This is a genomic window from Marinovum algicola (genome assembly GCF_900109145.1).
Lineage (GTDB): Bacteria > Pseudomonadota > Alphaproteobacteria > Rhodobacterales > Rhodobacteraceae > Marinovum > Marinovum algicola.
On sequence record NZ_FNYY01000001.1, the window covers coordinates 14,727 to 38,571 of the forward strand.

General features: G+C 64.7%; 32 protein-coding genes. 24 read left to right on the forward strand and 8 right to left on the reverse strand.

What is annotated here, in order from left to right; all coding sequences use genetic code 11:
- Positions 1–3: 3 nt before the first annotated feature.
- From BMW90_RS00045 to BMW90_RS00060, 5 genes are all read right to left on the reverse strand, one after another.
- A complete protein-coding gene (locus tag BMW90_RS00045; RefSeq protein WP_139211140.1) occupies positions 4–285 on the reverse strand; it encodes a hypothetical protein in 282 nt (93 codons plus the stop codon).
- A complete protein-coding gene (locus BMW90_RS00050) occupies positions 282–2,246 on the reverse strand; it encodes a prenyltransferase/squalene oxidase repeat-containing protein (protein ID WP_139211142.1) in 1,965 nt (654 codons plus the stop codon). The genes BMW90_RS00045 and BMW90_RS00050 overlap by 4 nt, the downstream gene beginning before the upstream one ends.
- A complete protein-coding gene (locus BMW90_RS00055; RefSeq protein WP_074834199.1) occupies positions 2,246–2,986 on the reverse strand; it encodes a hypothetical protein in 741 nt (246 codons plus the stop codon). Before BMW90_RS00055 ends, BMW90_RS00050 begins: the two co-directional genes overlap by 1 nt.
- A gap of 22 nt (positions 2,987–3,008) precedes the next feature.
- Complete coding sequence (locus tag BMW90_RS26560) at positions 3,009–3,161, reverse strand: hypothetical protein (protein ID WP_158499003.1); 153 nt, start codon at positions 3,159–3,161, stop codon at positions 3,009–3,011.
- Positions 3,162–3,831: 670 nt separating this feature from the next.
- Positions 3,832–4,788 (reverse strand): LysR family transcriptional regulator, encoded by a 957-nt coding sequence (locus BMW90_RS00060; protein ID WP_074834200.1) that lies wholly within the window; start codon positions 4,786–4,788, stop codon positions 3,832–3,834.
- Between the two features lie 122 nt (positions 4,789–4,910).
- Between BMW90_RS00060 and BMW90_RS00065 the strand changes: the two genes are divergently transcribed.
- The 4 genes from BMW90_RS00065 to BMW90_RS00080 all read left to right on the forward strand — a co-directional run bounded on the left by BMW90_RS00065 (position 4,911) and on the right by BMW90_RS00080 (position 9,786).
- Positions 4,911–6,410 (forward strand): ABC transporter substrate-binding protein, encoded by a 1,500-nt coding sequence (locus BMW90_RS00065; RefSeq protein WP_074834202.1) that lies wholly within the window; start codon positions 4,911–4,913, stop codon positions 6,408–6,410.
- Between the two features lie 74 nt (positions 6,411–6,484).
- Positions 6,485–7,405 carry a carbohydrate ABC transporter permease gene (locus BMW90_RS00070; protein WP_074834203.1) on the forward strand — a complete coding sequence of 307 codons (921 nt, stop codon included), beginning with the start codon at positions 6,485–6,487 and terminating at the stop codon, positions 7,403–7,405.
- On the forward strand, positions 7,402–8,250 hold the full coding sequence (locus BMW90_RS00075) for a carbohydrate ABC transporter permease (RefSeq protein WP_074834206.1): 849 nt from the start codon (positions 7,402–7,404) through the stop codon (positions 8,248–8,250). Before BMW90_RS00070 ends, BMW90_RS00075 begins: the two co-directional genes overlap by 4 nt.
- A 3-nt stretch (positions 8,251–8,253) precedes the next feature.
- Positions 8,254–9,786: a sulfatase family protein gene (locus BMW90_RS00080; protein WP_074834208.1), complete on the forward strand. Its 1,533-nt coding sequence runs from the start codon at positions 8,254–8,256 to the stop codon at positions 9,784–9,786.
- A 43-nt stretch (positions 9,787–9,829) separates the two neighbouring features.
- Here BMW90_RS00080 and BMW90_RS00085 read toward each other — a convergent pair whose 3' ends face one another.
- Positions 9,830–10,735, reverse strand: a complete 906-nt coding sequence (locus BMW90_RS00085) for a DMT family transporter (protein WP_074834210.1) — start codon at positions 10,733–10,735, stop codon at positions 9,830–9,832.
- A 115-nt stretch (positions 10,736–10,850) separates the two neighbouring features.
- Entirely contained in the window at positions 10,851–10,976 is a 126-nt protein-coding gene (locus BMW90_RS27140; protein ID WP_274566201.1) for a hypothetical protein, read from the reverse strand.
- Positions 10,977–11,059: 83 nt separating this feature from the next.
- Between BMW90_RS27140 and BMW90_RS00090 the strand changes: the two genes are divergently transcribed.
- The 5 genes from BMW90_RS00090 (at position 11,060) to BMW90_RS00110 (ending at position 15,223) form a co-directional block, all read left to right on the forward strand.
- Complete coding sequence (locus BMW90_RS00090; RefSeq protein ID WP_244526406.1) at positions 11,060–11,803, forward strand: endonuclease/exonuclease/phosphatase family protein; 744 nt, start codon at positions 11,060–11,062, stop codon at positions 11,801–11,803.
- Positions 11,800–13,236 carry a cardiolipin synthase gene (gene cls / locus BMW90_RS00095; protein WP_074834214.1) on the forward strand — a complete coding sequence of 479 codons (1,437 nt, stop codon included), beginning with the start codon at positions 11,800–11,802 and terminating at the stop codon, positions 13,234–13,236. Before BMW90_RS00090 ends, cls begins: the two co-directional genes overlap by 4 nt.
- 87 nt (positions 13,237–13,323) lie before the next feature.
- Positions 13,324–14,085, forward strand: coding sequence for an energy-coupling factor ABC transporter ATP-binding protein (locus tag BMW90_RS00100; RefSeq protein ID WP_074834216.1), 762 nt, complete (start codon positions 13,324–13,326; stop codon positions 14,083–14,085).
- On the forward strand, positions 14,060–14,671 hold the full coding sequence (locus BMW90_RS00105; protein ID WP_074834219.1) for an energy-coupling factor transporter transmembrane component T family protein: 612 nt from the start codon (positions 14,060–14,062) through the stop codon (positions 14,669–14,671). The genes BMW90_RS00100 and BMW90_RS00105 overlap by 26 nt, the downstream gene beginning before the upstream one ends.
- Before the next feature lie 3 nt (positions 14,672–14,674).
- Entirely contained in the window at positions 14,675–15,223 is a 549-nt protein-coding gene (locus BMW90_RS00110) for a biotin transporter BioY (protein ID WP_048529574.1), read from the forward strand.
- Between the two features lie 63 nt (positions 15,224–15,286).
- Here the strand turns inward: BMW90_RS00110 and BMW90_RS00115 are convergent, their stop codons facing one another.
- Complete coding sequence (locus BMW90_RS00115) at positions 15,287–15,655, reverse strand: thermonuclease family protein (protein WP_139211143.1); 369 nt, start codon at positions 15,653–15,655, stop codon at positions 15,287–15,289.
- A 283-nt stretch (positions 15,656–15,938) separates the two neighbouring features.
- Between BMW90_RS00115 and rpmC the strand changes: the two genes are divergently transcribed.
- The 15 genes from rpmC (at position 15,939) to secY (ending at position 23,839) form a co-directional block, all read left to right on the forward strand.
- Positions 15,939–16,139, forward strand: coding sequence for a 50S ribosomal protein L29 (gene rpmC / locus BMW90_RS00120; RefSeq protein WP_048529577.1), 201 nt, complete (start codon positions 15,939–15,941; stop codon positions 16,137–16,139).
- 12 nt (positions 16,140–16,151) lie between these two features.
- Positions 16,152–16,382 (forward strand): 30S ribosomal protein S17, encoded by a 231-nt coding sequence (gene rpsQ / locus BMW90_RS00125; RefSeq protein WP_048529579.1) that lies wholly within the window; start codon positions 16,152–16,154, stop codon positions 16,380–16,382.
- Between the two features lie 77 nt (positions 16,383–16,459).
- A complete protein-coding gene (gene rplN, locus BMW90_RS00130; protein WP_007427594.1) occupies positions 16,460–16,828 on the forward strand; it encodes a 50S ribosomal protein L14 in 369 nt (122 codons plus the stop codon).
- The gene (rplX, locus tag BMW90_RS00135; protein ID WP_048529582.1) at positions 16,828–17,139 is read left to right on the forward strand and encodes a 50S ribosomal protein L24; all 312 of its coding nucleotides are present in this window, start codon (positions 16,828–16,830) and stop codon (positions 17,137–17,139) included. Before rplN ends, rplX begins: the two co-directional genes overlap by 1 nt.
- A complete protein-coding gene (gene rplE, locus BMW90_RS00140; protein WP_048529584.1) occupies positions 17,132–17,695 on the forward strand; it encodes a 50S ribosomal protein L5 in 564 nt (187 codons plus the stop codon). Before rplX ends, rplE begins: the two co-directional genes overlap by 8 nt.
- A 21-nt stretch (positions 17,696–17,716) precedes the next feature.
- A complete protein-coding gene (gene rpsN / locus BMW90_RS00145; RefSeq protein WP_048529586.1) occupies positions 17,717–18,022 on the forward strand; it encodes a 30S ribosomal protein S14 in 306 nt (101 codons plus the stop codon).
- Between the two features lie 14 nt (positions 18,023–18,036).
- A complete protein-coding gene (rpsH, locus tag BMW90_RS00150) occupies positions 18,037–18,429 on the forward strand; it encodes a 30S ribosomal protein S8 (protein WP_048529588.1) in 393 nt (130 codons plus the stop codon).
- Positions 18,430–18,442: 13 nt separating this feature from the next.
- The gene (gene rplF, locus BMW90_RS00155; protein ID WP_048529590.1) at positions 18,443–18,976 is read left to right on the forward strand and encodes a 50S ribosomal protein L6; all 534 of its coding nucleotides are present in this window, start codon (positions 18,443–18,445) and stop codon (positions 18,974–18,976) included.
- An 11-nt stretch (positions 18,977–18,987) separates the two neighbouring features.
- Positions 18,988–19,347 carry a 50S ribosomal protein L18 gene (rplR, locus tag BMW90_RS00160; protein WP_048529592.1) on the forward strand — a complete coding sequence of 120 codons (360 nt, stop codon included), beginning with the start codon at positions 18,988–18,990 and terminating at the stop codon, positions 19,345–19,347.
- 114 nt (positions 19,348–19,461) lie between these two features.
- On the forward strand, positions 19,462–20,043 hold the full coding sequence (gene rpsE / locus BMW90_RS00165; RefSeq protein ID WP_048529594.1) for a 30S ribosomal protein S5: 582 nt from the start codon (positions 19,462–19,464) through the stop codon (positions 20,041–20,043).
- Between the two features lie 5 nt (positions 20,044–20,048).
- A complete protein-coding gene (gene rpmD / locus BMW90_RS00170; protein ID WP_048529596.1) occupies positions 20,049–20,237 on the forward strand; it encodes a 50S ribosomal protein L30 in 189 nt (62 codons plus the stop codon).
- A gap of 183 nt (positions 20,238–20,420) precedes the next feature.
- Positions 20,421–20,948 (forward strand): hypothetical protein, encoded by a 528-nt coding sequence (locus BMW90_RS00175; RefSeq protein WP_074834221.1) that lies wholly within the window; start codon positions 20,421–20,423, stop codon positions 20,946–20,948.
- Between the two features lie 207 nt (positions 20,949–21,155).
- Entirely contained in the window at positions 21,156–21,374 is a 219-nt protein-coding gene (locus BMW90_RS00180) for a DUF1127 domain-containing protein (RefSeq protein WP_074834223.1), read from the forward strand.
- Between the two features lie 517 nt (positions 21,375–21,891).
- Complete coding sequence (rplO, locus tag BMW90_RS00190) at positions 21,892–22,362, forward strand: 50S ribosomal protein L15 (RefSeq protein ID WP_074834227.1); 471 nt, start codon at positions 21,892–21,894, stop codon at positions 22,360–22,362.
- 109 nt (positions 22,363–22,471) lie between these two features.
- Complete coding sequence (secY, locus tag BMW90_RS00195; protein WP_074834228.1) at positions 22,472–23,839, forward strand: preprotein translocase subunit SecY; 1,368 nt, start codon at positions 22,472–22,474, stop codon at positions 23,837–23,839.
- Positions 23,840–23,845 lie beyond the last annotated feature (6 nt).

Here is a 23,845-nt window from a genome sequence, read left to right on the forward strand (position 1 = left end):
GGGTCATGTCTGAGGGTGCCGGGCCTTGCCGCGGCTTCGGGTCACAAGCGCGCCGCAGACCGCGCCGGGCAGGGCGCGGATCACCGCCTCGGCGCCGATGCGGCTGCGGCCGTCAGGCAGGCAGAGCACGGGCTGGCCCCGCCACTCCGCCGGCAGCTCGGGCAGGTCTTCGGCGGCGCGCAGTTCGAGCTGGCCCAGCGACAGCGCCCGCGCCAGTCGCGCCAGCCGCAGGCAGGGCCGGCAGCTCCGGCTGTAGATCAGCATCGGCGGGCGGGGGGCGCTCATGCCGCCACCCCGGCACTGGCGGCCGCGCCGGCCCGATCCTGCCAGAGCCGCGCCAGCACGCGCAGCGCCGTGGCGGTGGTGAAACTGCCGGCGATGTCGGTGAAATACTGGCCGTCGGGCGCGTCCCAGGGGGCGGTGCAGGCCTGATCGGTCACCCGCAGATCGGCGCCGCCGGGAAAGCCGCCGTCGGGCAACTGCCGCCGAAGAAGCGCGGCCAGCGCCCCCGCCAGATCCTCGGCCTCGGTGCCGTGCAGATGGGCGACGCCCACCGCGCATGCGAGATCGAGCGTCGTTTCGGCGCCGAGGCTGAGCCGCCGGGGAAGCGCTTCGGGCGGGGGTTCGCCAAGCGCATCGAGCACCTCGCGGGTGAGCAGCGTGCCATAAAGCGGGCTGCGCCACCAATAGGCCCGCCAGGTGCCGTCGGGCTGAAGATTGTCGGCAAGACCCCGGCGAAAGCCGTCTGCGCGCGCGGCCCGGGCGGCGGCCGGCAAGGCGGCATAGGCGTAGGGCGTGACGTCCCAATGCGCCTGGGCCCAGGCGTCGCTGCCGTCATAGGTGCTGATCCCCGACGCGCCCTCGGGCCAGCGCGCCGCGAGAAACCCGGTATCGGCCTCGGCGCAGGGCCGGTCGAGCCGGTGCAGCAGGGTCAGGACCATGGCGGTGCTGTCACTGTCGGGCCCGGTGCTGGCATTGTAGCCCCAGCCCGCCGCATAAGGCCGGTCGCGGCACAGCCAGTCGGCGGCACGTTCGGCGGCGGCGCGCGCCGCGGGCAGATGCAGGCGGTCTGCGGCCTCGGCGAGGCTCATGCCGAGATAGCCGGTGATCCACTGATCGCTGGCGCCCACCGGCAGCTCGTAATCCTGCCAATGGCCATCCTCCTGTTGCAGCGCCAGCAGATAAGCCACCGCATCCTCTGCCGCGGCGCGCAGGCTCTCGGGCGCATTGGGGCGGGCGTCGGGGCTGGGTTGAAGATAGAGGTTGAGCCGCGCCGCGCGCTCGGCGGAGACGCCACAGCCCAGAAAGGCAATCCGCGTCTCGCCGCCATCGAGGAGCGGGGCGACATCCACCGGCGGGATCTCGAGCCGGGCGCAGCAGGCGGTGACGATCCGCTGCCAGTCCTCCGGCGTGTGATCGAGGCAATGACCACAGAGATCGGCCTTGCAATCGACCAGCGCGCCGGTGGCGAGATCGAAGCCCATGCTCATCACCAGCCCGTCGAGATCGACCCCCCGCCCGGCCATGGCGATGGCAAGGACATCCAGCATCTCCGGGCTGGCCAGCGGCGCGAGGCCGAGGGCGTGCACATCCTGCGGCGCGGTCAGGCGGAAATAGATCTTGGCGCGGCCTTTGCCGGCGTCGAGCCCTTCGAGCCCAAAAGAGGCGGGCGCGCAATGCGGCCTGAGCCCGGCGATCGCCTGATGCGCCGGTCCGGCGTCGGGCAGCAGGTCCGCCAGCCAGGCGCCGGCGATGTCCCAGTCTGCCCTCGCGGCCTCGACATAAAGTGCCAGCCCCGGCCGTTCGGCGGCAAGGCCGAGCCAGAGCGCACCGTCGCGAAAGGTGTCCTGCGTGGCGCGGTCTTGCGGCAAGACCCGCGCCAGCAGCGCTTCGGCCGCAGGTCGAAGGCCCTCGGCGCCGGCCGTCCGCATCGCGGCGCCCATCGCCTGGCGCGCGGCATCGATCCGCGCGGCGCCCGAAAGTTGCGCGCAGGGATCGCCGAGATAGCGCAGCGCCTGGCTACCGGGTCTGGCCGTCAGGCAGAGTTGCAAGGGGGTTCCGTCCGAATTCAGCGCCGAGCGCCCGAAGGCGTCTTCGGCGTCAAGCCGCTCCGTGCCGAGCACTGCCGCCAGGCATTCATCCGTGCGGGCGCGCTGCGCGGCAGGGGTCAGCCGCCGCGCCGTCTCGCACAGTCGGAGGGTGCGCCGCCGGACCCTGGCCAGCGGCGCCGCCATTGCGGCTGGCATCAGCTCGGGGGAGGACCGGCGTTGACGGTGATGACGCTGGGCGTGCCGCCGCTGTCGCCGTCGGCGCCGTGATCGCCGGCCTTGCCGGTCGCGCCCGGCGTGCCGTTGCCGCCGCCGCGCGAGCCGCCCTTGCCGCCCTGACCGCCGGCACCGCCGACGCCGCCGCTGCCGCCATTGCCGGGGTTGCTCGGCTCGGTGATCGGCACGATGTTGGCGCCGCTGTCGAGCTTGCCGTAAGACAGGGTCACCCGGCTGCCGTTGCCGCCGTCGCCGCCCTTGCCGCCGCTGCCGCCGTTGCCGCCATTGCCACCGTTGCCGCCGTTATAGCCGTCATGGCTGTAGGCGCCGTCCTTGTCGCCGTTGCCGCCGGTGCCGCCATTGCCGCCGTTGCCACCGTTGCCGCCATTGCCGCCGTTGCCGCCATTGCCACCGCGTCCGGCGACAAAGATCGTGCCGGAAAGCTCGCCGATATAGATCTTGGCGTCGGTGGCATCGCCGCCTTCGCCGCCTTCGATGCCGCCCGATCCGTCGCCGCCATCGGCGCCATTGGTGCCGGAAGAGCCGCTGCTGCATCCGGTCTTCCAGTTGCAATTGGCGTTGCGCCCGTCGACCCCGCCGTTGCCGGTCTGGCCGTTCTGTCCGGCGTTGCCGGTCTGGCCCTGGGCACCGACGATGCTGACATCAGGTGTCGTCTGGCCGCCGGCCATGGCTTCCGCCATGAGATTCATTTCGTCTTTCATTCGTTCGTCCTCCCGCGGGGCGTTATTCCTTGACCAGTTTGTCGATGGTGACCTGGGCTGAAGTCTCGACGAACACCTGGCCGCCCGATTTGATCGTCACCGTGCCGAAATCCCTGTCGGAATTTGTGATACGGAGCGGGTCACCCGGCTCCACCGTTACATCGCGTTTCGCCATGATGGGTCCTCTTTGCTAATGTGGCTTCCTGAAAACGCCCAAGGGAATCCCCCGGGGAACTTATCAACAGTACACTCGGACACGCACCGGAGGGCGCGCGTTAATTCAGACCGTCGGGCCGTTTTATTTGGCCCAACGGAAAATTTTTTTCAGGATCGGAGCATTCCATGCCGCCAGGTTGGCAGCAATGAAACCCACTCGGCGAAAGCCGAAGGTCAAACCTCCAGCAGAAAGAAACCACTCTCTGCCGTATGCACTTAAGGGTTGAATGCACCTATCTACTTCACAACTTTGCTGCGATTCTTCACATCCGTCAACCGCTACGGGTGACGCAGCGTGACGTGCGTCACATCCAATATGAGATGGGCTTTTCGCGTTTTCTTGCGGGTTTCGTGCCGAATTTTTCGGGTTTTTGCGGATCTTTGAGTTCTGTCCTGGGTCGTGGAGCGGTGATGCAGGAAAAAACCTTCAGGTGAGGCGGGCGCGACGAGTATTTTTCGATGTTTCGAGAACTGCGTGACGTTTCAGCTTCAAAGCAAAGCGAAATTGGAGAGGGGTAATTTGCTTATTTGAAGAATTTGAGTAATATTTTTTGTGTGGTGAAGATATTTTTAGTATCCGAGTTGATCAAATTTCGCTCTTTCAGATTTATGGCGCATCAATCCGTTTTCTATCTTGCCCTGCCGCCGCCTTTTGGCGGCAAGCTGCCGGGTACCGGCAGCCGGGCCTCGGCGACCTCTCGCACGGCGGTGTCGAGCAGCAGGGTGAAGGCGGCGTTCTGTTGTAAAAAGCGGCGGAAGATCGGGCCGGAGTTGAATTGCACGTCCGGCAACTCGGTGGTGACGACGGCGAGTCCCTTGCCGCCCGCCCGGGTCAGAAAGCTGCTGGGCAGGAAGGCCAGGTAATCGCCCTGCCGCAACAGCTCGAGCGTGGTCGACATGGAATCGCATTGCGCGGTCACATGCAGCGGCTGGCCGCAGGCCTCGCGCACCACCTCTCGGATGTTGTCGAGATAGGCGACGTCGCTTTGAAACGACAGCCAGCGATAACGCGCCAGCGCCGCCGCGTCGGCGGTGGGCAGCTCAAAGATCGGGTGGCCGGCCCGGGCGATCACCACCAGCCGGGCGACAAAGAGCGGCCGGCGGATCAGGTAGGAGGGCAGGGGCTCCATGATCTGGAAACCGCCGAAAAAGGCATCCAGCGTGCCATCCTGCAACCCGGCGGCGCCTTCGGCATAGTTCATCGAGGACAGCGTGACCTGGAGCAGGGGATAGCTTTCGTGCATCCGGGCGATGACCTTGGGCAAGAGCTCCATCATCCAGATCGAGGCGGCGCCAACCCGAAGGTTGCCATGCTCCCCCTTGCGAAAGGCCAGCAGCTCGGCTTCGGCCAATTGCTGTTCGCGTAGCAGGTGGCGGGCCTGTTCGGCCAGCAGCACCCCCAAGGGCGTCAGGGTAAGCCCGCGTCCGCGCCGTTCGAACAGCGCCTCGCCGACACTCTCTTCGAGCAGCTTGAGGCTGCGGGTCAGGGCCGGCTGGGTGACGCCGATGGCCTCGGCCGCGGCATGCAGGGTGCCGCAATCGACCACGCCAAGGAACCGTTGCAGAAGGTGGGTGTTGCTGAGCACATTGATAACAAAATCTGATCGAAGTTAAAAAGATATCAGCTTTTTTACTGTTTGCTGTCAAGCTAGGCTCGCTGCACTGACGGGCCCGCCACGGGGCCCCCGTGACAGGGAGGAGACCTATCATGACCATTTCGCAGGGGCTGAGCCGCCGCAACTTCATTCTCGGATCAACCGCCGGTGGCGCGCTTCTGGCCAGTGGCGCGGGCGCCCAGACCGTGCCCGCCCCGATCAACGACGTCACCGGCGGCGCCACGTTTCGCTGGATCGACAGCGGCGACCAGAAGGCGGTGTTCTTCAAGAAGCTGTTCGCCGAGTATGCCGCCGCCCGCGACGTGAATATTGTCTATGACCCGCTGCCCTGGAACGAGATCGCCCGCGTGATCCCGCTGGGCGTGCGCAACGAGACAGCGCCGGATGTCTTTGTTCTGCCCCGCAACACCTCGCTTGCCGATGCGGTGGCGCAGGGCTGGTTGCAGCCCTACGACGATTTCATTCCCGACATCGAAACCTGGAAGGCCGGCTTCCCCACAGGTGCCTTCCTGCCCGGCATCAACGTCTTTGACGGCAAGACCTATGGCCTGCCCTTCACCTCGAACAAGCGCTATTCGACCCATCTGCTCTACAACAAGGACTACATGGAGGCCGCGGGCTTTGACCCGGCCGAAACGCCGCTGACCCAGAGCGAATTCCGCGAGGCGGCGCGCAAGATCACCGAGGCCGGCAAGGGCCGCTACTTCGGCTTCATCCTCGGCGGCTCGCAGCTCAACCGGTGGCAGGACGCGGTGCGCAACATGGGCCGGATGGCTGGCGCCAGCGCCGGCGGCGACAGCCCGCTCGACGCCGATATCGATCTGCGCACCGGCGACTATGTGTTTGACAGCGATGAATATATCGCCGCCGTCGAGCTGCTGATCGCGATGAACGACGATGGCAGCTTCTTTCCCGGCCTGATGAATCTCAACGCGCCGCAGGCGCGGGCCTATGTGCCGCAGGGCGCGGCCGGCATGATCCTGCAAGGCCCGTGGAACATCCCCGGATGGGAGGCCGGGCACCCGGAGTTCGATTTCGGTGTCGCCTCCGGCCCGGTGCCCGACCAGGGCCCGACCGGCAAGCTGACGATCAGCCAGGCCGGCGCGGTGCCCAATACCATCAGCCTCTGGGCCGGGTCCGACAACGGCGCCATTGCCGGCGAGATCTTCCACTACCTTGGCACACTTGAAGGGCAGGTGGCGTGGGGCACCGTCGTGGGGGCCGGCGATCCGCCGATCATGCCCGAAGCGATCGAACGGGCCGAGTTCTCGCCCCGGTCGCGTTTCATCCTCAACCACTTCAACGAGGCGATCCGCGTCGGCCCCAATCCGATCGTGCGCAATGCCGATCTGGCCAAGGTCATCAGCTCTTTCACCGCCCCCGACATCGGCTTTGCCCGCACCGTACAGGGGCTGGTCTCAGGCGAGATGACCGGTGTCGCCAAGGAGATGAAAGCGCTGAAGGATCGCTACAACGCCGCGCTCGATGCCGCCTTCGACAAGGCCCGTACCGAGGGCGCGCAGGTCGACCGCGCCGATCTGGTGTTCCCGAACTGGGATCCGGACGTCGATTTCGCCGCCGCCGATTACTGAGACCCGCCGATCTCTCCCCGGGGGCCGCTGCCGATCTGGCGGCCCCCTCCTTTATGCCTGGACCCAGCCCTGACATGCACCTGCTTCACATCCTTCACCGACATCGGTTCGCCTATCTGATGCTCCTGCCCGGGCTGATCCTGTCGGGGATGTTCGTCTTTTACCCGATCTTCGCCGCCGTCTTCTATGCGATGCAGGATTGGTCGGGGTTCAACGCCGATATCAAATTCGTCGGCTTTCAGAATTTCGTCGATCTGTTTCGCGATCCGATCTTCTGGAATGCCTTCGGCCGGTCGATCTACTTCCTGGCTGGCACCGTGCCGGCGCAGCTCGTGCTGTCGCTGATGCTGGCGATGGTGCTCAACAACCAGCTGCTCAAGCTGTCGAACCTGTTCCGCACCATGGTGTTCCTGCCGGTAGTCACGCCGGTGGCGGTGATCGGCATTGTCTGGACCTTTCTGCTCTCGCCCTTCAACGGGCCGATCAACGGGCTGCTGCTTGACATCGGGCTGATCGCGCGGCCGATCGATTTCCTCGGCTCGTCGGATACCGTCATGCCCTCGGTGATCGGGGTCTATGTCTGGAAATGGCTGGGCATCACGCTGATCTATTGGCTGGCCGCGCTCCAGACCGTGCCCGAGGATGTCTATGACGCCGCACGGCTCGACAATTGCAAGGGGCTGCGGCTGGTGGTGCTGGTGGTGCTGCCGATCATCATGCCCTTTGCGGTGGCGATCACCCTGATCACCATGGTCTCGGCGCTCAATGTCTTTCCGCTGATCATGTCGATGACCAATGGCGGGCCGTTCTTCGGCTCGGAGGTGATGGAGATCTTCATCTACCGCACCGCCTTTGCCAGCGACGACGGCACCATTCCGCGGCTGGGCTATGCCGCTGCCGCCGGGGTGCTCTTTGGCCTGATGATCCTCGGGCTGACCATCTTGCAATCGCTGGCCACCCGGATGGCGCGGCGTCGGGCGGAGGGCGTGGCATGAAGCGTCTGATCTTTGGCGACCACCAGCCCACAAGCCGCATCGCGCTGATCTCGCTGGCGATGACCGCGCTCTGCCTGATCTGGATCTATCCCTTTGTCTGGATGCTGGCGACCTCGCTGAAATCCAACACCGAGATCTTCGGCAATCCCGGGCTGATCCCCGAAAGCTGGGCCTGGGAGAACTATGCCCGCGCCTGGACCGAGGCCAACATGGGGCGGTATTTCTTCAACACCCTGTTTGTCACCGTGGGTTCGGTGGTGCTGGTGACCTTCGCCACCTCGCTGATGGGCTATATTCTCGGCCGGTTCGAGTTTCCCGGCCGCACCCTGTTGTTCGTCGCCACCGTCTCGACCGTCTTCGTGCCGCAGGGTTTCACCATCATCCCGGTGTTCGAGCTGCTCTCGGCCATGGGCCTTTCGACCGGCCTGCTCGGGCTGACGCTGGCGACCTCGGGCAACGCCATCGTGATCTTCGTGGTGCTCTTTGCCGGCTATTTCAGCCAGCTGCCGAAAGAGCTGGAAGAGGCCGCCCGGGTCGAAGGCGTCAGCCAGTGGCAGATCTTCTGGTATGTGATGCTGCCGCTGGCCAAGCCGATGGTGGTGACCGTGTTGATCATGCAGGTGCTCAACGCCTGGAACGACTTTCTGCTGCCGCTGGTCATTACCCTGGCCAATCCCGCCATCCGCACGCTCTCGGTCGGTATCTATGCCTTCAAGGGCGAGCAGACCATCGACTGGACCGGCATGGCGGCCGCGGCGACGATTTCGATCATTCCCGTTGTTCTCCTGTTCATCCTGTTGCAGCGCTATTTCATCAATGGCCTGGCAGGCGCGGTAAAAGGCTGACCCATGATCGAGCGCCCCAATATCCTTCTGATCACCACCGACCAGCAGCATTACAGCGCCCTGGGCTGTGTCACGCCGGGGCTGAAGACACCCAATATCGACCGACTCTGCGCCGGGGGCACGCGGTTCGACCGGGCCTATTGCCCGGCGCCCACCTGCACCCCCTCGCGCGCCTCAATCCTGACCGGGCTCTACCCCTCGCAGCACGGCGCCTGGACCATTGGCTGCAAGCTCGACGAAGCGACGCCGACCCTGCCGGGGCTGCTGAGCAGTGCGGGCTACACGACCGGGCTGATCGGCAAGGCGCATTTCCAGCCGCTGGCCGGCGACAGCCTGGAGAAACAGCCGATCCTGCGCGATCTGGAGTTCTGGCGCGGCTTCAACGGGCCATATTACGGCTTCGACCATATCGAGCTGGTGCGCAACCACGCGGACGAGGCGCATGTCGGCCAGCATTACGCCGCCTGGATGGAGGACCGGGGCCTGGCCAACTGGCGCGACTATTTTCAGCCGCTGCCGGGCGAAGAGGCGCCGCTTGCCCCGAAGATGGCCGAGGGCGCGCCCTATTGGGCGCGCGAAACCCGAAGCTGGGCGCTGCCCGAGGACAAGCATTACACTCCCTGGATCGGCGAGCGGTCGCGGGCCTTCATCGACGATGCGGCGGACCGCGGCGAACCCTTCTTCCTCTGGACCAGCTTCCCCGATCCGCATCCGCCTTATACCGTGCCGGAGCCCTGGGCCTCGATGTACGACCCCGAAGAGATGGAGCCCGGCGCCATCACCCCCGGCGAACACGCGTTGAATGCGTCGCATTTCGCCAAGACCCAGCAGGCCGCGCCCGATTTCGCTGATTGGCACCGGCCGCATGAGGCGCATGGCTGCGCCAGCCATCTCTATCCGCGCGCCGCGCTGAAAAAGGACATGGCGGTCTATTTCGGCATGATGAGCTTCATGGACCGCGAGATCGGCAAGATCCTCGACCGGCTGGACGCGCTGGGGCTGACAGAGAACACGCTGATCGTCTTTACCACCGACCACGGCCATTTCCTCGGCCAGCACGGTCTGGTGGCCAAGGGGCCGTTCCACTACGAGGACATGCTGCGCATTCCCTTCGCGGTGCGTTGGCCCGGAAAGGTGCGGGCCGGCGCCGTGAACAGTTCGATCCAGACGCTGCTCGACCTGGCGCCGACGATGCTCGACGCGGCCGGCGTTGCGGCCCCGCCGATGCAGGGACTGTCGCAGCTGGAACACTGGCAGGGCAAGGCGCCGCCGCCGCGCGATCACGCGCTCTGCGAGAACCGGCACAATCCGCTGGCGCCGCATGTCACCAGCTACATCGGCGCGCGGTTCAAGATCTCGGTCTATCGCACCGAAGAACACGGCGAGATCTTCGATCTCGAAACCGATCCCGGCGAGGTCAACAACCTCTGGACCGATCCCGGCAGCACCCGTCTGCGCGCCACGCTGTTGCAGAAGATGGTACAGGCGATCCAGGCGGCCGAACCGCTGAAATCCCCCCGCGTGGCGCAGGCCTGAGACAGGCGCCGGGTGATCCGGCCCCGCCTGGGCGGAAGGGGCCTCAGACCACGCTGCGCGGGGTCTTGGGGACCGGCTTCGGCCCGCCCTGACGGGCCAGTTGCACCGCGAGGATGCCGCCGCCGACAATGGCCACGCCGATCATGTCGAGCGGCCCAAGCTTTTCGCCCAGCAGCAGCGCCGCGACGGCGACGCCAAAGAACGGGTTGAGGAAGTGGAAGGTCGAGGCCTTGACAGCGCCGATCCGGTTGACCAGCGTGAACCACACAAAGGTGGCGGCCAGGCCGGGCACCAGCGTGGTATAGAGAAAGGCCAGCACCAGCGGCCGGGTCACCTGCACCTCGAACGGCCATTCCAGCGCCGCCGAGGCCACCGCCAGAAGCGCCGCGCCCACAAGCATCTGCAAGCCGACGATCATCATCACATTGCCGCCCGACGAGGCGCCGCGCACCGAGAGCGTCGCCACGGTCAGCGCCACGGCGGCGATGATGCAGAGCGAGAGACCGTTGAGATCGACGCCGGCGCCCAGCCGCGCGCCCATGATCAGCGTCACCCCGCCAAAGCCCGCCACCAGCCCGGCCACCGCCAGCCGTGGCAGCCGTTCGCGGAACACCAGCCAGCCGGCCAGCGCCACCATCAGCGGCATGGTCGAGGCGATGATCGAGGCCAGCGAGGCTTCGATGGTCTGCATGGCGATGAAATTCAGCCCGAGGTAGATGGCGTTCTGGCAGACGCCAAAGACCAGCGTGGCGCGCCATTGCGCCCGGGTCAGGCGAAAGCTCTGACCCATGGCCAGCGCGAGGGCGATGCCGATCATGCCCGACAGCAGGAAGCGCAGCGCCAGCGAGCCCATCGGCGGGGCATATTCGACGATGATCCGCGCCGAGGTGAAGGCCGAAGACCACATGGCGGCAAAGGCCAGCCCCATCAAGATCGCGCGAATGTCCATGACCGGTGTCCTGTGTTTGTCGGGAAGTTGCCCGCCGCCGCATGCCCGCGCCCCGGGCCCGATCCGGGGCCTCCTGCGGCGGAGGGGGAGGTCCCGGATCGGGTCCGGGACGCGGTTATTGCACCGCGCGGATGCCGCCGCCGACGGCGATCAGCCGGTCGATCTGCGCCCCGGTCTGTTGCCGCGCCTCGAGGCCGTCGCGCACCCCGGAAGTTCCGAGATCGAAGCCGAGATATGCCATGCCTGCGCCTTTCGCGTTGGTCCCGTCTCGCAGGCATTAGTACCAAGGCGCAGACGCGGGGCAAGGGGGAGATTTCCCAAGTGGTGGCGCGGCTTGACCGGGTGCGTTATGCACAGGCAAATCGCAGCGAAACGGGGCCGGGACAGGTGCGCATCGTCAGCTACAACATTCGCAAGGCCGTGGGCCTTGACTGGCGCCGCGATCCCGAACGGATCGTGGCGGTGCTGGCCGAGATCGATGCCGATGTGATCCTCTTGCAGGAGGCCGACAAGCGGGTGCGCCGGCGCGAGGGCGTGCTGCCGCGCGACATTCTCTGCGGCGAGATGGGCTATGCGCTGGCCGAAGTAGCGATCCGGCCGCACAGCCACGGCTGGCACGGCAACGTGATCCTGGTGCGCCAGAGTTTTCCGATTGCCGAAACCCGGCGCATCGATCTGCCCTCGGCCGAACCGCGGGGCGCGGTCTCGGCCACGCTGGCCGATCCGCGGATCGAGGTGATCGGCGTGCACCTCGGGCTCAACGCGGCGATGCGGCGCCGGCAACTCGCGGTGTTGCAGGCCTATCTGGCGCAGGCCGATCATCCGGTTGTCATCGGCGGCGATTTCAACGAATGGCGCCGCGGCAGCGACCATGTCGAAAACCTGGGCACCGTGATCGAACCCGGTCCCAGCTTTCACAGCCGGGTGCCGGTGGCGCATCTCGACCGGTTCATCCTCAGCGGTGCACTGCGCCATGAAGGGTCGTTCGTGCACCGCTCGGATCTGGCGGCCCGCGCCTCGGACCACCTGCCGGTGGTGATCGACGTTGCGCCGGAGAAGCCGGAATGATCCTGAACACTCTGCTGGTCCTGCACGGGCTGATCGTCCTGTCCTTTACCATCCGCATCCTGGTGCGCGACGACCTGACGCCGCCGGCGCGGCTGGCCTGGTTCATCGCGCTGATCCTGCTGCCGCTGGCCGGCTCGGCGGCCTATTTTCTCTTTGGCGAGGTCGATCTCGGGCACCGCGCGCGCAAGCGCCACCGCGAGATCTTTGCCCTGATCCGCACCCGCGCCGCCCGCTTCATGGGCATGCCGGACGGCGTGGCGCAGTTGATCGAACGCGACTATCAGCCAGCCTTTGCCTATGCCGCCAGCATCAACGGATTTTACCCGGTGCCGGGCAACCGCGCCGCGCTCATGGCCGACAGCAGCGATTATCTCGACCGGTTGATCGCCGATATCGATGCCGCCACCGACACCGTGCATGTGATGTCCTACATCTGGCTCGAGGATTACACCGGCCGTGCCATCGGCCGGGCGCTGATGCGGGCGGCGCGGCGCGGGGTGACCTGCCGGGCGATTGCCGACGGGCTGGGCGCGCGGCTGATGATCAAGGGGCCGCTCTGGCAGGAGATGAAGGAAGCCGGCGTCGAGCTGGCCATCGCCTTTCCCTTCAGCAACGTGCTGCGCACCCTGGCCACCAGCCGCATCGACCTGCGCAATCACCGCAAGATCTCGGTGATCGACGGGCGCATCACCTATTGCGGCAGCCAGAACACCGCCGACCCCGAATTTCGCATCAAGGCGCGTTTTGCGCCCTGGGTCGACATCATGCTGCGGCTGACCGGGCCGGTGGTCGATCAGAACCAGCTGCTATTTGCCTCGGACTGGATGCAGGCCACCGGCGAGGTGCTGGACGAGCTGCAACTGGTGGCCGAGCGTCACGACGACGGCTTTGCCGCGCAGGTGATCGGCGACGGCCCGACCGAGCGTCACGGTGCCACGCCGCAGCTGTTTTCCGGTCTGCTCGGCTGTGCCCGCGAACAGATCGTGCTGACGACACCCTATTTCGTGCCCGACACCACAGTGCTTGAGGCGCTGTTGGCTGCCGCGCTGCGCGGGGTGCGGGTGGTGCTGATCTTTCCGCGCCGCAACGACAGCTGGTTTGTCGCCGCTGCCAGCCGCAGCTACTACCACCGGCTGCTCGATGCCGGCTGCGAGATCTTTGAGTATTGCGACGGGCTGTTGCACGCCAAGACCCTGACGATCGACGGCTGCGTCAGCCTGATCGGCTCGTCCAACCTCGACCTGCGCAGCTTCGACCTGAATTATGAAAACAACATCCTGTTGCAGGACCGCGCGATCACCCGTCAAATCCATGCCCGCCAGCAGAGCTATCTGCCCCGTTCGCGGCCGGTGACGCTCGACGAGGTGCTGCTATGGCCGTACTTGCGGCGGATCTGGAACAATATGGCCGCCACCATCGGGCCGATCCTCTGACCACCGTCGCGGTTGCAAAACGCTGCCGCATCTGAAATGCACACGCAACGCGTTATCAGCCGGGATCGCAGAGTGATCGCCCAGGACATGACACAGATCGGCCGGACACCGGCGGCCCCGGTCCGGCAGGCAAGCCAGCTGCACCTCGAGGCCGCGCGCTTTGCCCATGGCGAAAAAGTGGTGCTCGACGCCCTGACGCTCGATCTCGCCGTGACCCGGCTGGCCGTGGTCGGCCGCAACGGCTCCGGCAAGTCGACGCTGGCGCGGCTTCTGGCCGGGCTGGTCGCGCCGCAGGAGGGCCGGGTGCGGATCAACGGCACCGATGTGGCGCGCGACCGCAAGGCGGCGCTGGGCGAGGTCGGCATCCTGTTTCAGAACCCCGACCACCAGATCATCTTTCCCACCGTGCTCGAGGAACTGGCCTTCGGACTGGCCCAGCAAGGACGCAAGAAAGCCGCCGCCGAGGCGGCGGCGCGCGCGGTGCTGGCGCGCTTTGGCAAGAGCCACTGGGAAGCGGCTTATATCAACACGCTGAGTCACGGGCAGAAACATCTTGTCTGCCTGATGGCGGTCACCGCGATGGCGCCCCGGCTGCTGATCCTCGACGAGCCCTTTGCCGGGCTCGACATTCCCACCCGGGCCCAGCTCTCGCGGTATCTGAGCCATTACACCGGCAACCTGATCCATATCAGCCACGATCCGGCCGACCTGGCGGGATATGACCAGGCGCTCTGGCTGGAGCGCGGGCAGATCGCGGCGCTGGGCGCGCGCGACAGGGTGATCGCGGACTATGTCGCGCGGATGACCGAACTGGGAGAGGCCGATGATATCGCTGACCTCGCCGGTTAGAACCCGCGCCCACGACTGGCCCGCCGGGGCCAAGCTGGCCGCGCTTTGCGGCGCGACGCTGGGGCTGTTCTTCATCGAAAACCTGACGGCGCATCTGGTGATCCTGGCCGGGGTGCTGGCGCTTTATGCGGCACCGGGGCGGGTGTTTCTGCGCAACGGGCTGCGCCAACTCTGGATGCTCTGGCCCTTCGTGCTGGTGGTGGCGCTCTATCATCTGATCGACGGCAGCGTGGGGCAGGGGGCGGTGATCCTTCTGCGGCTGGTCTCGGCGGTGGCGCTGGCCAATCTGGTGACGATGACCACCCGGCTGTCCGACATGATCGCCGTGGTGCACTGGCTCTGCACACCGCTCCGGGCGCTGGGCCTCAGCACGCGGCCGCTCGAGATCGCCATCGCGCTTGTCATCCGCATGACGCCGGTGCTGCTGACCAAGGGCCGCGCGCTGTCCGACGCCTGGCGTGCGCGCTCGCCCCGCCGCGCCAACTGGCGTATCATTCTGCCGTTCACGCTTCTGGCGCTGGACGACGCCGATCACATCTCCGACGCGCTCAGGGCGCGCGGGGGGCTTGTTTCCAAGGAGGACTGAGAAATGGAACGAAACGTCGTCATGATTGCGCTCTTTGCGGCGCTGATCGCGGTGCTGGGGCTGATCCCCAAGATTCAGCTGGGCTTCGGCGTGCCGATCACCGCGCAGACCCTGGGCGTGATGCTGGCGGGAACCGTGCTGGGCGCGCGGCGCGGCGCGCTGTCAGTGCTGCTTTTCCTGCTGCTGGTGGCAATCGGCCTGCCGCTCCTGTCGGGCGGCCGTGGCGGGCTTGGCGTCTTTGCCTCGCCATCGGTGGGCTTCCTGATCGGCTGGCCGGTGGCGGCCTACGTGACCGGCTGGATCGTCGAGCACTGGCGCGGCGCGCCGCTGACGCTGGTCGCCGGCGTGGCCTCGGTGATCGGCGGCATCGTGGCGCTTTATGGCTTCGGCATCGTCGGCATGTCGATCATGTTGGAAAAGTCGCTGCTGGAAGCCACCGCGCTGGTCACCGCCTTCATTCCCGGCGACATGCTGAAAGCGGCGATTGCGGGCATGCTGACCGCAGCGCTGGCCAAGGCGCGGCCGGCCAGCGTGCTGTCGCGCGCGGTCTGAGACCCCGGCGCTCCAATCCACGAAGCGCCCGGCCGGTCCGGGCGTTTCGCATGTCTGCACGGGCTATCTGTGAAAGGCGTAGCCGGCCTTGACCAGAATGTCGCCGACATCCCACTGACCGATCTTGCACGTGCCGTTGAGCCGACCCTTGCCGTCGATATGGGTGATCCGGCACACCGCCGGCTTGCCGCCGATGCTGTTGTCGATGGCCCGCAGGGCACGCCTGGCGTCGCGGTCCGACATCTGGACGTTGTCGATATTGGCCAGCCGCACCCGCTGATCCGCCACCCGCACGCTGTCGAGCGCCTCGGCATAGCCGTCATCGGGATGGACATAGGCCCAGATCTCGCCGCGCAGCGTCTCGGCGGCGGCAACAGGAAGCCCGGCGCAGAGCGTCAGGGCGGTCATCAGGATCGTCTTTCTTGCGTTCAACTTCGTACTCCTTGGTCTTGGGCCGAATCACAGCGGCGCCACCCAGACTAGACCGAATGCGATTTTTCGAATAATGCCGCGTTTCCGCCGCCTTGCCCCGAACGTTTGGCAAAAGCCGGGCCCAGCATGTGCCGCATCCCGCCGCGGCCTTGCCGGCATGGGCCGAAAAGGGTTGCCAACCCGGCGAAGCTGACCTATACGGCGCGCTCATCCATGCACTCCAGCGGACCTAGGGTGACCCTTCTTGGGGGCCCTCCGTTGATGTTGAGAAAGGAAAAAGGCGATGAACGCCAAGGAACTGCGTGACAAGACGCCGGATCAGCTTCGCGAAGATCTGGCCAACCTGAAAAAAGAATCGTTCAACCTGCGCTTCCAGCAGGCCACCGGCTCGATGGAAAACACCGCCCGCATGCGCGCTGTGAAGCGTGACGTGGCGCGTGTGAAAACCGTGCTGAACGAAAAAGCCGCTGCGGCCGCTGAATAAGGAGCCTGAGACATGCCCAAACGTATCCTTTCCGGCACCGTGACCAGCGACGCCAACGAACAGACTGTAACCGTGTCGGTTGAACGCCGCTTCAAGCACCCGGTTCTCAAGAAAACCATCCGTAAGTCCAAGAAGTATCGGGCTCACGATGAAAAGAACGCCTTCAAGGTCGGTGACACTGTCCGCATCATCGAATGCGCGCCGAAATCGAAGACGAAACGCTGGGAGGTTCTGGAGGCGTAAGCCTCTCGAACCTTTTGGTTTGATCGAAACCCTGGGGAACAGGCCAGCATAGCCCCCCAAAGGTCAGGAGAAACCCCATGATCCAGATGCAGACCAATCTGGATGTCGCTGACAACTCCGGCGCGCGCCGGGTGCAGTGCATCAAGGTTCTGGGTGGTTCCAAGCGTAAATACGCCTCCGTCGGCGACATCATTGTCGTCTCGGTGAAGGAAGCCATCCCGCGCGGTCGCGTGAAGAAAGGTGACGTCCGCAAGGCCGTCGTCGTGCGCACCGCCAAGGAAGTTCGCCGTGAAGACGGCACCGCGATCCGCTTCGATCGCAACGCAGCCGTGATCCTCAACAACGCCGGCGAGCCCGTCGGCACCCGTATCTTCGGGCCGGTTGTGCGTGAGCTGCGTGCCAAGAACTTCATGAAAATCATCTCGCTCGCTCCGGAGGTGCTGTAATGGCTGCCAAACTCCGCAAAGGCGACAAGGTCGTCGTGCTTGCCGGCAAGGACAAGGGCAAAGAGGGCACCATCTCCTCGGTTGACCCCAAGTCCGGCAAGGCCATCGTGGACGGTGTCAACATCTCGATCCGCGCCACCCGTCAGACCCAGTCCAGCCAAGGTGGCCGCATCCCGAAAGCGATGCCGATCCAGCTGTCGAACCTGGCGCTGCTTGATGCCAACGGCAAGGCCACCCGCGTCGGCTTCCGCATGGAAGGTGACAAGAAGGTCCGTTTTGCCAAGACCACGGGGGACGTGATCGATGCTTGATGCTGCAACCTATACCCCGCGCCTGCGCACGCTTTATCAGGACACCATCCGTGGCGCTCTGAAAGAAGAATTCGGCTACAAGAACGAGATGCAGATCCCGCGTGTGGACAAGATCGTTCTGAACATCGGCTGTGGCCGTGCCGCCGTGAAAGACAGCAAGAAAGCCAAGTCGGCCCAGGCCGATCTGACGGCGATTGCCGGTCAACACGCGGTCATCACCACCGCCAAGAACTCGATCGCGGGTTTCCGCGTCCGTGAAGGCATGCCGATGGGGGCGAAAGTCACCCTGCGCGGCGCCCGCATGTACGATTTCCTCGATCGTCTGATCAACGTGGCAATGCCCCGTATCCGCGACTTCCGCGGCATTTCGGGCAAGTCGTTCGATGGCCGTGGCAACTATGCCCTGGGCATCAAGGAGCACATCGTGTTCCCCGAGATCGACTTCGACAAGGTGGACGAGCCCTGGGGCCTGGACATCGTGATCGCCACCACCGCGACAAACGACGACGAAGCCAAGGCGCTGTTGAAAGCATTCAACATGCCCTTCAACTCGTAATCGCGGGAAGAGGATTAAGACATGGCTAAAAAAGCAATGATCGAACGCGAGAAGAAGCGCGAGAAGCTGGTGGCGAAATACGCCGCCAAGCGCGCCGAACTCAAGGAAATCGCAACCGACGAGTCGAAGCCGATGGAAGAGCGCTTCAAGGCGCGCCTGAAGCTGGCAAAACTGCCGCGCAACAGCTCGCCCACCCGTCTGCACAACCGCTGCCAGCTGACCGGTCGTCCCCATGCGTACTACCGCAAGCTGAAAATCAGCCGTATCGCGCTGCGGGATCTGGGCTCCAAGGGCCTGCTTCCCGGCATGGTCAAGTCGAGCTGGTAAGGGAGGGTATATAGATGAACGATCCTATCGGCGATATGCTCACCCGTATCCGCAACGCATCGCTGCGTGGCAAGTCGACCGTGTCGACCCCGGCCTCGAAGCTGCGTGCCTGGGTGCTCGATGTTCTCGCGGACGAAGGCTATATCCGCGGCTACGAGAAAACCACCGACGAGCGCGGCCACCCCGCTCTCGAAATCAGCCTGAAATACTACGACGGCACCTCCGTCATCCGCGAACTCAAGCGGGTGTCGACTCCGGGCCGTCGCGTGTATCTGGGTGTGGACGAGATTCCCACGGTCCGTCAGGGTCTTGGCGTTTCCATCGTGTCCACCTCGAAAGGCGTCATGTCGGATGCAAACGCTCGCTCTGCCAACGTTGGCGGCGAAGTGCTTTGCACCGTATTCTAAGGAGGGCTGTGTAATGTCTCGTATCGGCAAACAGCCTGTCGCTCTGCCCGATGGCGTCTCTGCGACGATTTCCGGCCAGACCATCGAAGTCAAAGGCCCGAAAGGCGCTCAGAGCTTCACCGCGACCGACGATGTGACGCTGACCGTCGAAGACGGCGCCGTCTCCGTCGCGCCGCGCGGCAAGTCCAAGCGGGCGCGTCAGCAGTGGGGCATGAGCCGCACTGTGGTGGCCAACATGGTCACCGGCGTCAGCGGCAGCTTCAAGAAAGAGCTTGAAATCCAGGGCGTCGGTTACCGGGCGCAGCTTCAGGGCAAGGTCCTGAAACTGAACCTCGGCCTGTCGCACGACGTGGATTTCGAAGTTCCGGAAGGTATCACGATCACCGTCCCGAAACCGACCGAGATCATTGTCGAAGGCAATGACATCCAGCAGGTCGGCCAAGTGGCGGCGAACATCCGTGACTGGCGCAAGCCCGAGCCCTACAAGGGCAAAGGCATCCGCTACAAGGGTGAGTATATCTTCCAGAAGGAAGGCAAGAAGAAGTAAGGACGCGGACAATGGCAAACAGCAAAAGACAACTGTTCCTCAAGCGCCGTCTGCGCGTCCGGAACAAACTTCGCAAGATGAACCGCGGGCGCGTGCGCCTTTCGGTGCATCGTTCGAACAAGAACATCTCGGTCCAGCTGATCGACGACGTGCAGGGCCGTACCCTGGCCGCGGCGTCCTCGCTCGAAAAGGATCTGGGCATCGTTGGCAAGAACAACGTGGAAGCCGCAACCAAGGTGGGCGCTGCAATCGCAGAACGCGCCAAGGCGGCCGGTGTCGAGGAATGTTACTTCGATCGCGGTGGTTTCCTCTTCCACGGTGGCATCAAGGCTCTGGCCGATGCCGCCCGCGAAGGTGGCCTGAAGTTCTAAGTGCAGGGGCGCGGCGCACGCGCCCCTCGATGATCGGGGGCCCCGGGCAGCACCGGGGCCACTTCGATCGTGCAAGACCCGGCGCAATCGCGCCAGAAACAAAGGAAATGCCACATGGCAGAACGTGAAAACAGAGGCCGGGGCGGCCGTCGTGACCGCGACGAAGCACCGGAATTCGCCGACCGTCTGGTCGCGATCAACCGGGTCTCCAAGACCGTGAAGGGTGGTAAGCGCTTCGGCTTTGCCGCGCTTGTCGTCGTCGGTGACCAGAAAGGTCGTGTCGGCTTTGGCAAGGGCAAGGCGAAAGAGGTCCCCGAGGCCATCCGCAAGGCCACCGAACAGGCCAAGCGCCAGATGATCCGCGTGCCGCTGCGCGAAGGCCGCACGCTGCACCACGACATCGAAGGCCGTCACGGCGCCGGCAAGGTCGTCATGCGCACCGCACCGCAGGGTACCGGTATCATCGCCGGTGGTCCGATGCGGGCCGTCTTCGAGATGCTGGGCGTGCAGGACGTGGTTGCCAAGTCGACCGGTTCGCAGAACCCCTACAACATGATCCGCGCAACGCTGAACGCGCTGACCCTCGAGGCCAGCCCCCGCATGGTGGCTCAGCGTCGCGGCAAGAAAGTGGCCGACATCCTGCCCAAGCGTGAAGACGCGCCGGCGGAATCGACCCAAGTCGCCGAGGAGGCCTGAGACCCATGGCAAAAACCATCGTCGTCAAGCAGATCGGCTCGCCGATCCGCCGCCCGGAAGTTCAGCGCAAGACGCTGATCGGTCTCGGCCTCAACAAGATGCACAAGACCCGCGAGCTGGAAGACACCCCTTCCGTCCGCGGCATGATCAACAAGATCTCGCATCTGGTGGAAATCGTCGAAGAGCGCGGCTAAGCCCGCCTCCCACGACTGGACACGCGCGCCGTCGCCCCGAAAGGGCGGCGGCGTTTCGGTTTGCTGGCCGCCACCTACTGACCGGTATTCGACGTGGAGAAATTTGACTGCGGTTGCTAAAATTGGCGCTCCCGCCGGCCTGTCGCCCGGACAATGACAAGAAACTGCGGCTCGGATCCGAACATGTGGTTTTTCCTCGATCCGTCGAACAAGATTATCGATGTCTCGCCCGATTGGGACAGCCAGGCAGGCACGCTCGGCGGGGCTCTTGTGGCGCGGAGGGGAATCGTCGGCCGCTCGCTGTGGGATTTCGTCAATGGCGCCGAAACCCGGTCGTATCTCAATGCGGTGTTCTTCTGGTGTCGGCAGTCCGGGCGCGGGCTGTCCTTGCCAAATCGCTGCGACGCGCCCAACCTGAGGCGCGAGTGCCGGATGGACATCGCCCCGGATTCCGAAGGCGGTCTCGAGGTGCGCCACCATCTGCTGGCCGAAACCCCTGTCGCGGGGCAGAAGCTCTCCGGGACCGACGCGCCGGGGCAGCAATGTTCGCAATGTCTGCGCTGGGAAGGCCCGGACGGCTGGCGTGATCTGATGATCGCGACGCCGCCGCAGGCGACCTTTGTCACCTATGTGATCTGCCCCGACTGCCGGCGCGCCGCCAACCATGCCCTGGGGCGCGACAGCAACGGGGCAGGGGGGCTCGGCGACTGAGCCCGCCCGCTCCGGTCTATGCCCTCCGGCGCGGGCTGTCTGTGGCATGCCCGGACAGTTTCAACCGATGCTGCATTGCAGAAAATGCATATCCGGTCGACCAAACTGTCGATTGTTAGCGCCACCGCAGAAGCCTAAATAAAGCCCACGGAGGAAATGAAACAGCATCTTCTGGGGAACGTCCCCACCCACGAAAGGACTATGAAAATGGCTTATGCTTCGTCCAATACCGTCTCCGGCTTCAGCTTCTCTGCCCTGGTGCACACTGCTGCCGAGGCGTTCAAGACCGCCCGCGCTCGCCGCGCCGTTTACAACCGGACCTACGATGAGCTTTCGGTGCTCTCGGACCGTGACCTGAACGATATCGGCATCGCGCGCTCGCAGATCCGCGACATCGCCCTGCAAGAGGCAGCGCAGGTTCGCTGACCCCCACGGAATTCCGCTGGCGCGCCAAGGGCGCAGCCGCATCACGCGGGCCAATGAATTGGCCCGCGTTTTATTTTGCGACGGCCGTTATGCCCGAAGGAAGTGACCCGTCGCCAGCCTTGCGCCGCGGACATTTCAAACTGCATGCATTTTGTGCAACGCGGGCATTCCGAATTGGCGTTAGCGGTCGCGCGCGGGCGGGTTTATGCCAAGCGCGAACACTCTACCGCTTTCTGGAGCACCGATATGACCTTTCTCACCACTCTCGCGAAACGCATCGCAACCGCCATCCGGCAGGAGCCCGTGCCCTGCTGGACCGAATACCTGCGCAACACCCGGCCCAATTCCTGAGGCTTCCGGCGTCTGCCGATGACCTGCGATCGCGCCCGGCCCTTGCGCCGGGGCGCGACCATCGGTATACGCCCCCGGTGGCCTCTCGGGCCGCGACTCACATCAATCAAGAAACGCCGTGGTCTGCCAACTCGCTTCGGGGCAGCATCCGGCAAGGAGAAGCGACATGAAACTCAATGAGCTGCGCGACAACGAAGGCGCAAACAAACGCAAGAAACGCGTTGGCCGTGGCCCGGGTTCGGGCATGGGCAAAACCGCAGGCCGCGGTATCAAGGGTCAGAAATCCCGTTCGGGTGTGGCCATCAAAGGCTACGAAGGCGGCCAGATGCCGCTCTATCAACGTCTGCCCAAGCGTGGCTTCAACAAGCCGAACCGCAAGGCATTCGCTGTCGTCAACCTTGGCCTGATCCAAAAATTCATCGAAGCCGGCAAGCTCGACGCTGGCAAGATCGACGAAGAGACCCTGATCGCCTCGGGCGTCGTCCGCCGCAACCTCGACGGTATCCGCGTGCTGGCCAAGGGCGAATTGACCTCGAAAGCCACCATCACCGTGACCGGCGCCTCCAAGGCGGCCGTGGATGCGGTGGAAAAGGCCGGCGGCTCTCTTACGGTCACGGGTGCGCAAGCTTCCGAATAAGCGGGTTGTGAGCGGTGCTCTCGCCGCTTACATAGCTTACAGTTTTCCAAACGCCGCCCGCCGGAAAACGGCTCTGGGCGGCGTTTTCATAGAGCGAGATTAACGAGCCATGGTATCAGCAGTAGAGCAGATGGCGGCCAACACCAGCTGGGCAGCGCTCGGCAAGGCCACCGACCTGCGCAACCGCATCCTCTTCACCCTCGGTCTTCTGATCGTCTACCGTCTGGGCACTTTCATTCCGGTTCCCGGGATCGACGGCGCCGCGCTGCGTGATTTCATGGAGCAGGCCGGGCAGGGCATCGGCGGCATGGTCTCGATGTTCACTGGTGGCGCGCTGGGGCGGATGGGCATCTTTGCCCTTGGTATCATGCCCTATATCTCGGCCTCGATCATCGTGCAGCTGCTGTCTTCGATGGTTCCGGCGCTCGAACAGCTCAAGAAAGAGGGCGAGCAGGGCCGCAAGAAGATCAACCAGTGGACCCGCTACGGCACAGTGGTGCTCGCCACCTTCCAGGCGTATGGCCTCTCGGTCGGGCTATATGCCAACGATTTTGTTTCGGCTGACATCGACCAGAGCTTCTTTATCGCCTCCTGCGTCATCACGCTGGTTGGCGGCACGATGTTCCTGATGTGGCTGGGCGAACAGATCACTGCGCGCGGCATCGGCAACGGTATCTCGCTGATCATCTTTGTCGGCATCATTGCCGAGGTTCCGGCCGCCCTGGCTCAGTTCTTTGCCTCGGGCCGCTCCGGCGCGATCAGCCCGGCGGTGATCGTCGGCGTGATGGTCATGGTGGTCGCGGTGATCATGTTCGTGGTCTTCATGGAACGCTCGCTGCGCAAGATCACCATTCAGTATCCCCGCCGCCAGCAGGGCATGAAGATCTCGGAGGCGCAGCAAAGCCATCTGCCGGTCAAGGTCAACCCGGCCGGCGTGATCCCGGCGATCTTTGCCTCCTCGCTGCTGCTGCTGCCGACCACGATCGCTACCTTCAGCGGCAACCAGACCAGCCCGCTGATGTCGACGATCCTGGCCTATTTCGGCCCCGGACAGCCGCTCTACCTGCTGTTCTTTACGCTGATGATCGTGTTCTTCGCGTATTTCTACACCTTCAACGTCTCGTTCAAACCCGATGACGTGGCCGACAACCTGAAAAACCAGAACGGTTTTGTGCCCGGCATCCGGCCCGGCAAGAAAACGGCGGAATACCTCGAATACGTGGTGAACCGGGTGTTGGTTCTCGGCTCGGCCTATCTTGTGGCGGTGATGCTGCTGCCGGAAATCCTGCGCGGCCAGCTGGCCATTCCGTTCTATTTCGGCGGCACCTCGGTTCTGATTGTCGTGTCGGTGACCATGGACACCATCCAGCAGGCCCAGAGCCATCTTCTGGCCCATCAGTACGAAGGCCTGATCCAGAAATCGCAACTGCGCGGTAAGGGCAAGGCCCGCAAGAAACGCAGCCCCGTTCGGAGATAATCCCGC

What these genes read in the sequence shown, in the direction of transcription:
- BMW90_RS00045 (WP_139211140.1), bottom strand. Translation starts at nt 285, where the DNA reads ATGAGCGCCCCCCGCCCGCCGATGCTGATCTACAGCCGGAGCTGCCGG.
- BMW90_RS00050 (WP_139211142.1), bottom strand. Translation starts at nt 2,246, where the DNA reads ATGCCAGCCGCAATGGCGGCGCCGCTGGCCAGGGTCCGGCGGCGCACC.
- BMW90_RS00055 (WP_074834199.1), bottom strand. Translation starts at nt 2,986, where the DNA reads ATGAAAGACGAAATGAATCTCATGGCGGAAGCCATGGCCGGCGGCCAG.
- BMW90_RS26560 (WP_158499003.1), bottom strand. Translation starts at nt 3,161, where the DNA reads ATGGCGAAACGCGATGTAACGGTGGAGCCGGGTGACCCGCTCCGTATC.
- BMW90_RS00065 (WP_074834202.1), top strand. Translation starts at nt 4,911, where the DNA reads ATGACCATTTCGCAGGGGCTGAGCCGCCGCAACTTCATTCTCGGATCA.
- BMW90_RS00070 (WP_074834203.1), top strand. Translation starts at nt 6,485, where the DNA reads ATGCACCTGCTTCACATCCTTCACCGACATCGGTTCGCCTATCTGATG.
- BMW90_RS00075 (WP_074834206.1), top strand. Translation starts at nt 7,402, where the DNA reads ATGAAGCGTCTGATCTTTGGCGACCACCAGCCCACAAGCCGCATCGCG.
- BMW90_RS00080 (WP_074834208.1), top strand. Translation starts at nt 8,254, where the DNA reads ATGATCGAGCGCCCCAATATCCTTCTGATCACCACCGACCAGCAGCAT.
- BMW90_RS00085 (WP_074834210.1), bottom strand. Translation starts at nt 10,735, where the DNA reads ATGGACATTCGCGCGATCTTGATGGGGCTGGCCTTTGCCGCCATGTGG.
- BMW90_RS27140 (WP_274566201.1), bottom strand. Translation starts at nt 10,976, where the DNA reads ATGGCATATCTCGGCTTCGATCTCGGAACTTCCGGGGTGCGCGACGGC.
- cls (WP_074834214.1), top strand. Translation starts at nt 11,800, where the DNA reads ATGATCCTGAACACTCTGCTGGTCCTGCACGGGCTGATCGTCCTGTCC.
- BMW90_RS00100 (WP_074834216.1), top strand. Translation starts at nt 13,324, where the DNA reads ATGACACAGATCGGCCGGACACCGGCGGCCCCGGTCCGGCAGGCAAGC.
- BMW90_RS00105 (WP_074834219.1), top strand. Translation starts at nt 14,060, where the DNA reads ATGATATCGCTGACCTCGCCGGTTAGAACCCGCGCCCACGACTGGCCC.
- BMW90_RS00110 (WP_048529574.1), top strand. Translation starts at nt 14,675, where the DNA reads ATGGAACGAAACGTCGTCATGATTGCGCTCTTTGCGGCGCTGATCGCG.
- rpmC (WP_048529577.1), top strand. Translation starts at nt 15,939, where the DNA reads ATGAACGCCAAGGAACTGCGTGACAAGACGCCGGATCAGCTTCGCGAA.
- rpsQ (WP_048529579.1), top strand. Translation starts at nt 16,152, where the DNA reads ATGCCCAAACGTATCCTTTCCGGCACCGTGACCAGCGACGCCAACGAA.
- rplN (WP_007427594.1), top strand. Translation starts at nt 16,460, where the DNA reads ATGATCCAGATGCAGACCAATCTGGATGTCGCTGACAACTCCGGCGCG.
- rplX (WP_048529582.1), top strand. Translation starts at nt 16,828, where the DNA reads ATGGCTGCCAAACTCCGCAAAGGCGACAAGGTCGTCGTGCTTGCCGGC.
- rplE (WP_048529584.1), top strand. Translation starts at nt 17,132, where the DNA reads ATGCTTGATGCTGCAACCTATACCCCGCGCCTGCGCACGCTTTATCAG.
- rpsN (WP_048529586.1), top strand. Translation starts at nt 17,717, where the DNA reads ATGGCTAAAAAAGCAATGATCGAACGCGAGAAGAAGCGCGAGAAGCTG.
- rpsH (WP_048529588.1), top strand. Translation starts at nt 18,037, where the DNA reads ATGAACGATCCTATCGGCGATATGCTCACCCGTATCCGCAACGCATCG.
- rplF (WP_048529590.1), top strand. Translation starts at nt 18,443, where the DNA reads ATGTCTCGTATCGGCAAACAGCCTGTCGCTCTGCCCGATGGCGTCTCT.
- rplR (WP_048529592.1), top strand. Translation starts at nt 18,988, where the DNA reads ATGGCAAACAGCAAAAGACAACTGTTCCTCAAGCGCCGTCTGCGCGTC.
- rpsE (WP_048529594.1), top strand. Translation starts at nt 19,462, where the DNA reads ATGGCAGAACGTGAAAACAGAGGCCGGGGCGGCCGTCGTGACCGCGAC.
- rpmD (WP_048529596.1), top strand. Translation starts at nt 20,049, where the DNA reads ATGGCAAAAACCATCGTCGTCAAGCAGATCGGCTCGCCGATCCGCCGC.
- BMW90_RS00175 (WP_074834221.1), top strand. Translation starts at nt 20,421, where the DNA reads ATGTGGTTTTTCCTCGATCCGTCGAACAAGATTATCGATGTCTCGCCC.
- BMW90_RS00180 (WP_074834223.1), top strand. Translation starts at nt 21,156, where the DNA reads ATGGCTTATGCTTCGTCCAATACCGTCTCCGGCTTCAGCTTCTCTGCC.
- rplO (WP_074834227.1), top strand. Translation starts at nt 21,892, where the DNA reads ATGAAACTCAATGAGCTGCGCGACAACGAAGGCGCAAACAAACGCAAG.
- secY (WP_074834228.1), top strand. Translation starts at nt 22,472, where the DNA reads ATGGTATCAGCAGTAGAGCAGATGGCGGCCAACACCAGCTGGGCAGCG.